Raw genomic sequence first — 10,442 nt, 5'->3', positions numbered from 1 at the left:
TACAGGTTTTATAAGACCTGCAGATACTTTTTGCATTATGGAACTGTTAAAAACCCGTGCAATGATATCAGCGGTTTTTCGTATTGGCAGATATCAGACTGGAGCTATGAATACGCACCGTCTTCCCACCGCTATCATGGAGGGTTTGGACTGTTTACGCGGGATAATATACCGAAAGCGGCATATGGTGCATTACAGCTTTTAAATATGGCAAAAGGGAAGATTTTGTTGCAGAATCCAGGGTGTTTTGTATTGCGCTCAGAAGATGACGATTTCATGATTTACCTGTATCATTATTGTCCGTATGATATTCTTTACCGTTATCGCCATGTCAGGGATATGGACTTCCGTAATCGGTATGGGGTATTTGAAACAAAAAGGGACATAAATTATTATGTGATGCTGGAGGGGCTGGCAGAAGGCGTATATCAGAAAAAGGAATACAGGATTGGACCGGAGAATGGGAGCTCCTGCGATGCATGGATGCGAATGGGAGCTCCGGAGCTTATGGATGGTCTGGAATATAATTATGTACTTGCAGCCAGCGCGCCGGAATGCTGTACCTGTATGGTAGAGGCGGAAGGCGAATATGTGGTGCAAAGTCTTCTGAAACCGCATGAAATTCAGTTAATTGTTTTGCATAAGGTAAAATAAAAAGCAGGAGAAGGATTTTTGAATTCTTTGCCTGCTTTTTTAGTTTGGAAAACAGATTTAGAGTATAAAAATAATGATAATTATATATTTGTGAGTAAAATATATATATTTTGCTGTTTTTATATATAAATTGTAAACAGATAAAAATGAAATATAGTCAGTACGAGAAAATGTTAACAAAATAGACAGATGAATATGAGGTAAAATCGGTAGTTTATACAAAAGCAAACAAATATAATATGGATACAAACAAAAAACGTATAAAACAAAGGGAGGAAAGAATGGATGAGTAACAAAAGCAGTATGAAAACAGAAAAGATTGGCCTACTTGAAAAAATTTCTTATGGCGGCGGGGACCTGGCCAGCAATATTATCCTTGTGCTGGCCAGCACGTATGTATCCTTTTTCTATACGGATGCATTGGGGCTGAATCCGGCAATTATCGGAAGCATTATCATGTTCTCACGTTTTGCGGACGGATTCACTGATGTACTGATGGGATATCTGATTGATAAGACAAAGTCAAAGCATGGAAAGTGCAGGCCCTGGATCCTGTGGCTTTCGATTCCGATTGCAACTGCCATGGTACTGATATTTATGGTCCCGAATATTGGCGGTGCAGGGAAATATGTGTATGTTGCCATTACCTATAATCTGGTTGTTACATTTCTTTATACTATGATCAACATTCCTTATGGGACCATGACGTCACTCCTGAGCCGGGATCAGCATGAAAGGATGTCCATTAACGTAGTGCGCATGACGATGGCCCAGATAGGTTCGCTGATTATTAACTCTCTTACGCTTCCCTTCGTCAATGCAGCAGGAGGAAGCGGCAATCAGAAGTCGTGGATCATTGTTTCGGTTGTTTACAGCATTGTTGCCGCATTTTCATTTATTGCATGCTTTGTAAATACAAAGGAACGTGTGACAGTGGCTCAGGAAAAGCAGGAGAAATTGTCCTTTGGGAAATCCTTAAGTGTCTGCGTACAGAATAAATACTGGCTGATGCTGGTGGCAGTGTTTTTGTTCTTTATTTTTGCTTCCACATTTAACGGCGCTGTGGGAACCTACTATGCAAAATATATTATCGGGGATGAAAACGTAATGGGTTACCTGATGTCGATCATGACCCTTCCGGCTATTGTGTTTATCCCGGTTCTTGCGCCCCTTACAAAAAAGATTGGAAAAAGAAACGCTGCCTGGATTGGTTCCTTTGTCAGCCTTGCAGGACAGGCGCTTATGCTGTTAAATCCTGCCTCATTCAGCTGGCTGATTGTGTGTAACGTCATTAAGGGAATTGGGAATGCAACACTGAACGGAACGATTTTTGCCATGGTTGCGGATACTATCGAGTATGGCCACTGGAAAAGCGGAATTCGTGTGGAAGGCATGCTTTATTCAAGCATGACATTTGGAGCAAAATTTGCAAGCGGTATCGGAAATTCCATTGCGCTGTCTGTATTAGGAAAAGCGGGTTATGACGGGCTTGCAGCAGTTCAGACAGAAAGCGCTCTTGAGGCAATCCGGGCATTTTACCTGTATGTTCCCATGGCGTTTATGGTTGCAATCTGCGTGATTTATGCACTCTATAAATTAGACGGCATGTATCCGAGAATTATAAAAGAGCTGACAGAAAAAGGCGAATAGATAAAATAAGATGGAAAGGAGTATGTATCATGGCAAGATTAGAATGTAATGTAATTTCTTATGTACTGCAAAGGGCAGTGGATATCACAGTTGTAATTCCAAGCGTAACGATTCCTGAATCGCTGGAGGGGCCGGATAAGCGTCCCTCCCACGTGATAAAGGAAAAATATCCGGTTCTGTATTTACTTCATGGAATGGGAAATAATCATGCAACATGGTGCAGTTACAGCAATATTGAGATGTTTGCGGAAGAACGCAATATTGCCGTTGTGATGCTTTCAGGAGAAAATAAATTCTACCGCACTGTGCCAGGCGGGGATGACTATTACAGGTTTGTGGAGGAAGAACTGCCGGAATTTATTACCAGTATGTTCCCCGTATCTCCTTTGCCGGAGCACACCTATATTGCGGGATTATCTATGGGAGGAGCGGGAGCTCTGATGCATGGGATTGGAAATCCGGATAAATTCTGTGCCATTGGCGCGTTCTCAGCGGCAATCCATGAAGATAAAAATGAATGGGGAGTGCCGGATTCCAATGAGTGGGGACTGCCGGATCCCAGAAAAGCAGTGGAGCAGGCAATAGAAGAAGGGAAGAAGATACCGCGGATTTATTCCGCCTGCGGGGAGAACGACACGCTATATCAGGATAATTTATCCTTTAAGGAGTTTCTCTCAGAGAGGAATGTAGACATAACCTGGGTTCCGGCTGCAGGTTTCGGCCATGAGTGGAGATTTTGGAATGAACAGGTGGAGGCTTTCCTGGACTGGATTCCCAGAAGCGATGGCTATGGGGCTCTGGGTAAACGGAAAATTTAGGAATCATACTGGAAAGGCAGAGAATATGAGAAGGATAACCAGAACATTTAGCAGCAGTAATAGCCCGGAAATAACGGAGAGAGAACAGAAAAATCGCAGAATTGCCCGTCGGGCTGCAGCGGAAGGGATTGTTTTATTAAAAAATGAAGGAATTCTGCCATTATCTCCAGAAAAAGCGGTTGCACTGTATGGAGCGGGCGCCGGGAAAACGGTGAAAGGCGGGACAGGGTCTGGAGATGTGAATGAGCGGGAAGCAGTCAGTATTTTTCAGGGACTTAAGGATGCAGGATTTCATATTACCAGTGAAAGCTGGATTAGGGATTATGATCAACGCTACCAGCGGGCAAGAATGGCATGGAAACAGGAAATTCTTGAGGAATCCGGAGGAACAGATACAACGGAGTTTTTTCAGATATATTCTTCTCACGCCTTTCATATGCCAGAGGGCAGAAGGATAGAGAAGGTAGAACTGGAGAATATCAATACTGCAATTTATGTCATCAGTCGTATTGCAGGAGAAAATGCGGACCGTTTTACAGAATGCGGGGATTATTATCTGTCAGAGCAGGAGAAAGAAGATCTGCATATTTTATGTACGGAGTGTGGGAATGTCATCGTGATTCTCAATGCAGGAGGGCAGATTGATGTGAAAGAACTGGAAGACTGTCCTCAGATTAAAGCTGTGCTGTTTATCGGTGAGCCTGGGATGGAGGGAGGACATGCGTTGGCTGATATTCTGACCGGACATGTTGTTCCATGCGGAAAACTTACAGATACCTGGGCGAAAGCATATGAAGATTTTCCAAATGCAGACAGTTTCAGCCATCAGAATGGCAATACTGTTTCAGAAAACTACCAGGAGGGAATTTATACAGGTTACCGTTATTTTGACAGTTTTGGGGTGGAACCGCTGTATCCCTTTGGGTTTGGATTATCTTACACAGCCTTTGACATTCGTTGTGATCGGATAGAGGCAGATTCTGAAACCGTTTCATTGGAAGTGACGGTGAAAAATATCGGTAAGGTTTTTTCCGGAAAGGAAGTGATACAGGTCTATTGCGCCTGCCCCCAGGAGGGATTAACAAAAGAGGCAAAGAGACTGTGCAGCTTTGCAAAGACAAAGGAGCTGAGACCGGGAGAGAGTCAGAGCATGACGGTTTCATTTCCCGCTAAGGCAGTCGTTTCTTACAATATGGAAAAAAGCGCATGGGTAGCAGAAGCCGGCCGCTATATCCTGCAGATCGGGAACTCTTCCAGGGATTTGACGCCTGTTGGAGTATTGAACGTGGAAAAAGAGGCAATCATCGAAAAAGTCGCGCATATATGTCCCCTTCAGGTTGAATTGCAGGAAATTACCCCTGAGAAAGAGGCATTGAAACAATACGTGAATGGGCTGCAAAAACAGGCAGAAGAAGAAAAGTTGCCAGTAATTCCCTTTGGGCCCCAGGCAAAGATCCTGAGACGAAGGCCGGTAAATGAATACGGCAGACAGGCGGCAGAGCTTGTGGAAAAGCTGACGACAGAAGAATTAATTGCTATGGTGATTGGCGAAATCAGCAAAGGACAGTCCAGTGTATTAGGCGCTGCAGGCGTTAAGGTTCCTGGTTCAGCAGGGGAAACCAGCAGTATTCTTGATGAAAAGTGGGATGTACCAGGAGTCTCGATGGCAGACGGGCTGGCGGGCCTGCGCCTGATAAAAAGATACAGTTATGATCCTGACACGGAAAAAGTATATGGAGCAGGAATTTCACATGCTTTGGAAGGAGGCTTTTTCGCTGATGACGGTGAGGAGGAAGGTGCAGAAGTGAGATACCAGTATTGCACTGCCATTCCAGTTGGAACAGTCCTTGCCCAGACATGGAATCTGCCGCTGCTTGAAGAAGTGGGAAAAGCGATTGCTGTTGAAATGCAGGAATTTAAGGTGTCATGGTGGCTGGCTCCCGGAATGAATATTCACAGGAATCCATTTTGCGGACGTAATTTTGAATATTATTCGGAGGATCCCCCTATCAGCGGTATGATGGCGGCTTCCATTACAAAGGGCGTACAGTCTGTACCGGGGGTGGGGACGGTAATCAAACACTTTGCCTGCAATAACCAGGAGGATAACCGTAAAGGGTCTGACAGTATATTATCGGAGCGGGCTTTACGGGAAATCTATTTGCGGGGATTTGAAATTGCAGTGAGAACCTCACAGCCCATGGCGATTATGACCTCCTATAATCTCATCAATGGCGTCCATGCTGCGAACAGTCTGGATCTTTGTACCACGGCAGCAAGAGAAGAGTGGGATTTTCAGGGAATTATTATGACAGATTGGACGACTACCTATGCAGATGGCGGCAGTATTCCCTGGAAGTGTGCCGCAGCGGGAAATGATTTGATTATGCCGGGGTGTACGGGTGATTTTGAGAATATCAGGCAGGCGTTAAAGAGTGGTGAACTTAAGGAGGAAAAACTCAGGGAATGTGTCCGGCGGATTATCACAGTACTCTATCAGACATTAGAGTTTGAAGACTGCAGGAGTTATCCTGGCTGATATTGGGATAAATGAAAAGAAAAGGAGATAAGGTAGGTTGGTATTATGAGCATGTTTGATATAAAAGGGAAAAAGGCGATTGTAACAGGAGGTTCAAGGGGGCTTGGTTATGCTATGGCAGAAGGGCTTCACGAAGCAGGGGCAGAGGTTGTATTAATGGCCTCTAATGAAAACAATTTGATAAAAGCAGCGCGAAAGCTGGGGGAACAGGGAGCGAAGGTGCATTATGCAGCCGCGGATCTTAGTCAGGCAGATGCACTGGAACGCGCATATAAAAATGCGCTGGAGAGCCTGGGCGGACATTTGGATATTCTTGTAAATGGCGCAGGAGTGCAGTATCGCTGTAAGGCGGAAGATTTTCCAACAGACAGGTGGCAGTGGGTAATAAATGTAAATTTGAATGCTGTGTTTGTTTTATCTCAGCTTGCAGGAAGGACTATGCTTACGCAGGGGAAAGGGAAGATTATAAATATTGCTTCTATGACGTCATTTTTTGGAAGTGAGATGGTTCCGGCATATTCAGCAAGTAAGGGCGGAGTGATGCAGTTGACGAAAGCTCTGTCCAATGAATGGATGTCAAAGGGAATCAATGTAAATGCAATTGCCCCAGGCTATATGGTGACACAATTAACAGGAGATATGAAGGAAAAAAATCCGAAGCAATATGAAGAAATAACAGGCCGTATCCCTGCACACAGATGGGGAAAACCGGAAGATTTGCAGGGGACGGTTGTGTTTCTAGCCAGCAGGGCAAGCGATTATATCTCAGGCGCAATTATCCCGGTAGACGGCGGATATTCAGGAAAGTAGGTGGATGCTGTTATGAAGATAAGCGTATTATATTTGGGAAGATTAGAATGTAAGAAATATCATCTGGTAGAATGTGATGACCATAATGAAATGATCAAATCACCTATTTTATCTATTTTGATTGAGCATCCGGTATTGGGAAACATCTTATATGATACTGGAAACAGCCCTTATTATACAACGGAATATCCGTCATCTACGCTTGAGACATATCCGATTGCAGAATTTATTTCGGTTGAGGAAGCTTTAAAAGAAAAAGGGCTTACTACAGCAGATATTGATATGATCATTATGTCGCACTTACATTTTGACCATGCGGGAGGGCTGAAATATTTTGCAGGGACAAAAGCAATCAAAAATGTATTTGTTTCTGAGGCTGAGCTTAAGAACGCATTTTGCCAGGTGATGACGGGACAGCCGGGGGCTTATGTAAAAAGTCTGTTTGACCTAAAGGATATCCAGTTCAAAACTATAAATGAGGAAACGGAACTGGCGGAAGATATCAGGTTGTTTATTCAAAATTCCCATACGCCGGGGGTTGTGGGAATGGCATTGGAAACGAAGTCAAGGGGAAATATAATTGTAACCAGCGATACCATATATACAAAAGAAAGCTATCTGGCAGAACTGCCTCCGGGAGGTCCGATCAATAAAACGAGGAAAGAGTTTTATGACAATCTGAATCGGGTGAAAGCAATGGAAAAAGAGTATTCTGCTGCGCTGTTGTTCGGTCATGATTATGAGCAGGTACTGGAGTGGAATAAAATTGGATTTATAGAATAGAAAACGTTTTATTTAAGGAAGTGTTAAGCTTGATTGATGAGCAGAAAAATTTTTTAGAATGTGAGAGAAACAGAGTGTTTTACCTGTTAATGGCAAGCAGCGGCCTGTTGGGGGCTTTTACATATTCTATACGGGGAGGCGTTTTCTGCAATGCACAGACAGGCAATGTGGTGTTGATTTCCATGGCGCTTGGAAATGGGGATTGGAAAGGGGCGGCTTATTATCTGATTCCCATTACAGCGTATGGGCTGGGAGCGGCTGTAACGGAGGTCCTGCCGGGTTTTGTGAAAAAGACAGGTATCCTGCGGTGGGATACCTTACTGGTTGGTTTTGAAGCGCTGGTTACAGCGCTGCTGGGATTTTTGCCGGAAAACGCTCCGTATCATGTATCCCAGATTGCAATTAATTTTATCTGTTCTATGCAATTCAATACATTCCGCCGTGCTGAGGGCTTTCCTATGGCAACCACGTTCTGCACGAATCATGTGTGCCAGGTGGGAATTAATCTGGCAAAGTGGTTGAAGAAGAAAGATGCGTTATATTTTACAAAGTGCCGGCGTCATGTGGAAATGCTTCTGATGTTTATTGCAGGAGCCGTAACAGGTACGGTTTTGTGCGGTTTATTTTTAGGAAAAGCCATTTTTTTAAGCACATTTTTGCTGTTAGTTGTATTTATTGATCTGCTGCATGCAGATCTGAAAAAAGAAAATTGGTCAAATACCAGGTTGAAATAATGCCTATCCTGTATAAATTTGAAAAGTAAAAAATATAGCAGTGATTGATAATAAAATCAGTGCTCATGAGATTCAGGAAAGTATGGCTCTGATGGAACGTCCCAAATTACTGCTGCTGGACGAGCCGATGAATGCGATGGATAAAGAGATGGTTTGTAAAATCAGGGCATTGCTGCTGCAGTTAAACCAGGAAAAGGGCGTCACGATACTCATTACAAGCCACAATGAAAAGGATATTGAGGTGTTATGCACGCATGTATATGAGATTTGTGAACACAGGCTTAAGAAAATCAAAGGCTGATATCTGAGATTAGGAACCGTTCCTTAGATATCAGTCCTTTTCTGCATGCACCAATATACTCTGGTTTCCGGAATCAGAATATTCCAATGTATTCGGAGCTTTGGAATCAGAATTATTCATCACGCTTGGAGCTTCGGAATCAGAATTTTTACTGCCTCTGCTTTGCAGAAGAAGTTCCACCAGATCAACCGCATGGCGAAATTCTTCTTTCATTTCTTTCAGGCGGGCTGTTCCTTTTTCTTCTATGTGGTTTTAAACTCTTCTTTTAGAAAAATTTAACGGCTAAAGCTGCAGCGTAAAAAGTTTATTTGAAACAAAAATTGAAGTATGGTAGTATTAGAGAAAGGAAAGGCGGTGAATGATAATGGAGAAAGAAAACCGTGAGCATAAGGATAGTGTCTTTGTTGATCTTTTTTATCAGGATGAAACAGCAAAGAAGAACCTTTTGAGTTTATATAATGCCTTACATGATACCAAATATGAGGATGAACAGGTGATTCAGAAAGTAAGGATTGAAGATGTTCTGTACAAGAATTTTAAAAATGATATTTCCTTTGAAATAAATGGGCAGGTGCTTGTCTTGGGAGAGCACCAGAGCACTGTGAATTGCAATATGCCGCTGAGATGTCTGTTGTATGTGGGAAGGGCGTATGAACAGTTGATAGATAAGAGAGCGCGTTATAGAACAACATTAGTCAGGATACCGACGCCGGAGTTTTACACTTTCTATAATGGACAAAAGGATCAGCCGTTAGAACAGGAATTAACCCTGTCAGACGCATTTGTGAATCCTGCAGGGAAAAATTCTGTGGAATTAAAGGTGAAAGTCATTAATATTAATTCAGATAAGGCCCATGAGATCTTGAAAAAATGTGAAGTATTGAGAGAGTATAGTCAGTTTATTGATACAGTAAGAAAGTATTCAGAGGAGGATAGTGCAATTAAGAAGGCTATCAGAGAATGTATGGAACGCGGAATATTGGCGGATTATTTGAAACGGAAAGGAAGCGAGGTTGAGAATATGTTGATTGCAGAGTATAGTTACGAGGAAGATATCCGAGTGAAACAGCAAGAAGCAGAACAGCAAGGAAGACAAGAAGGAAGACAAGAAGGAAGACAAGAAGGAAGACAAGAAGGGCTGATTTTGTCAGGAAAAATTTTTCAAACGGTGAAAAGCGATCCTGCTCTTACGAATGAGCAGATTGCGGCGGAAGTTGGCTGCGGGACAGAAGAGGTGGAAAGCGCAAGAAAGATGTTTGGAATATAGAAATGCGCTGAGCTTAAAGTGAAAAATGAGATGGTAAGAATACAATGAGAGTGTCATGTTATGTGCGTAAGTTCTCTGAACTGCCAGAATGCATTTTACTAAAACGCCAGAAACCTGTAAAGGCTGAATTTTTGCCTTGACTGGCTTCTGGCGTTATTAATAATGGAATCAAGTAGTTGTTACTTTTTTCTTACCGGAAAACAAACCTCTGTAACCAGATCTTTTGGATTATCTGTCTGTCCAGGGCTTACATGATAGATGCAGAAGGATTTTCCGTCGAAATCATATCCATTTTCAACTACCCAGTTTGCAACTGCTGCATTCACCCTTGAAATCTGGTCATAGCCGCCCTTATATGTGGCAGACGCGATCTGGATTGGGGGCACGGTTTTAAATTTTACGTGCTCCGTATCCTGATACTTTCCCACCACAGCGCTCTGTATCTCCACATCCGGATCTTGTTCCTTATGCCCTTCATCATGGAAAATCGCCATTCCATAGCACGGCGTTGCCTGCTGCACTTTTTGCGGCTCCAGCTCCCGGCACATGATTTCCCATAAAATCCCTTCACAGTCATAAGCAGGGATTACCTGGCGCACACTTGCAACATAGCGTTCTGGCACTGTTTTTAAAGTAACATCGTAATCCATAAGGCTACCATCCTTTCTCAGCCATTTCAATGTACTGTCAAGCAGCGTTAGCTTCTGCTGCGCAGCCGCAGCTTCTTCTTCCAGTTCCTTACGTTTTACCAGCAGGAACTGCTCCATTTCCTGGGTATCACTGTACTTGCCCAGGATTTCTTTTATCACAGAAAGTCCAAATCCCAGGCTCTTTAATGTCTGTATCCGTCCTGCCAGCGGAAGCTGTGATTCACTGTAATATCGGT

At 43.2% G+C, this 10,442-nt stretch carries 11 protein-coding genes; 9 read left to right on the top strand and 2 right to left on the bottom strand.

All coding sequences use genetic code 11. The features are described 5' to 3' along the window. The 8 genes from E5329_RS26445 to E5329_RS26410 form a co-directional block, all read left to right on the top strand. Positions 1-654, top strand: a 654-nt coding sequence (locus E5329_RS26445) for a GH39 family glycosyl hydrolase (protein WP_330572375.1), incomplete at its 5' end; no start/stop codon positions are given. A gap of 285 nt (positions 655-939) precedes the next feature. Continuing rightward, positions 940-2,304 carry an MFS transporter gene (locus E5329_RS26440; RefSeq protein ID WP_135992189.1) on the top strand — a complete coding sequence of 455 codons (1,365 nt, stop codon included), beginning with the start codon at positions 940-942 and terminating at the stop codon, positions 2,302-2,304. Positions 2,305-2,333: 29 nt separating this feature from the next. Beyond that, positions 2,334-3,122 carry an alpha/beta hydrolase gene (locus E5329_RS26435; RefSeq protein ID WP_135992188.1) on the top strand — a complete coding sequence of 263 codons (789 nt, stop codon included), beginning with the start codon at positions 2,334-2,336 and terminating at the stop codon, positions 3,120-3,122. Beyond that, positions 3,046-5,661, top strand: a complete 2,616-nt coding sequence (locus E5329_RS26430) for a glycoside hydrolase family 3 protein (protein WP_330572374.1) — start codon at positions 3,046-3,048, stop codon at positions 5,659-5,661. Before E5329_RS26435 ends, E5329_RS26430 begins: the two co-directional genes overlap by 77 nt. Positions 5,662-5,706: 45 nt before the next feature. Then, positions 5,707-6,471, top strand: a complete 765-nt coding sequence (locus E5329_RS26425) for an SDR family NAD(P)-dependent oxidoreductase (RefSeq protein WP_135992187.1) — start codon at positions 5,707-5,709, stop codon at positions 6,469-6,471. Positions 6,472-6,483: 12 nt separating this feature from the next. Next, the gene (locus E5329_RS26420; RefSeq protein ID WP_135992186.1) at positions 6,484-7,254 is read left to right on the top strand and encodes an N-acyl homoserine lactonase family protein; all 771 of its coding nucleotides are present in this window, start codon (positions 6,484-6,486) and stop codon (positions 7,252-7,254) included. Between the two features lie 29 nt (positions 7,255-7,283). Then, positions 7,284-7,988, top strand: coding sequence for a YoaK family protein (locus E5329_RS26415; RefSeq protein WP_275443769.1), 705 nt, complete (start codon positions 7,284-7,286; stop codon positions 7,986-7,988). 40 nt (positions 7,989-8,028) lie between these two features. Further along, the gene (locus E5329_RS26410) at positions 8,029-8,289 is read left to right on the top strand and encodes a P-loop NTPase family protein (RefSeq protein WP_135992185.1); all 261 of its coding nucleotides are present in this window, start codon (positions 8,029-8,031) and stop codon (positions 8,287-8,289) included. 30 nt (positions 8,290-8,319) lie between these two features. On the opposite strand, the gene E5329_RS26405 is transcribed toward E5329_RS26410, so the two are convergent. Then, positions 8,320-8,502 (bottom strand): hypothetical protein, encoded by a 183-nt coding sequence (locus E5329_RS26405; protein WP_135992184.1) that lies wholly within the window; start codon positions 8,500-8,502, stop codon positions 8,320-8,322. 145 nt (positions 8,503-8,647) lie between these two features. On the opposite strand from E5329_RS26405, the gene E5329_RS26400 reads away from it, so the two are divergent. Continuing rightward, complete coding sequence (locus E5329_RS26400) at positions 8,648-9,556, top strand: RpnC/YadD family protein (protein ID WP_135992183.1); 909 nt, start codon at positions 8,648-8,650, stop codon at positions 9,554-9,556. A 179-nt stretch (positions 9,557-9,735) separates the two neighbouring features. Here E5329_RS26400 and E5329_RS26395 read toward each other — a convergent pair. Then, positions 9,736-10,442 (bottom strand): MerR family transcriptional regulator (locus E5329_RS26395; RefSeq protein ID WP_135992182.1); only part of this gene is annotated, 707 nt, incomplete at its 5' end.

This window comes from Petralouisia muris, from assembly GCF_004793545.1.
Lineage (GTDB): Bacteria > Bacillota > Clostridia > Lachnospirales > Lachnospiraceae > Petralouisia > Petralouisia muris.
This window is presented reverse-complemented; position numbering and strand designations above follow the sequence as displayed.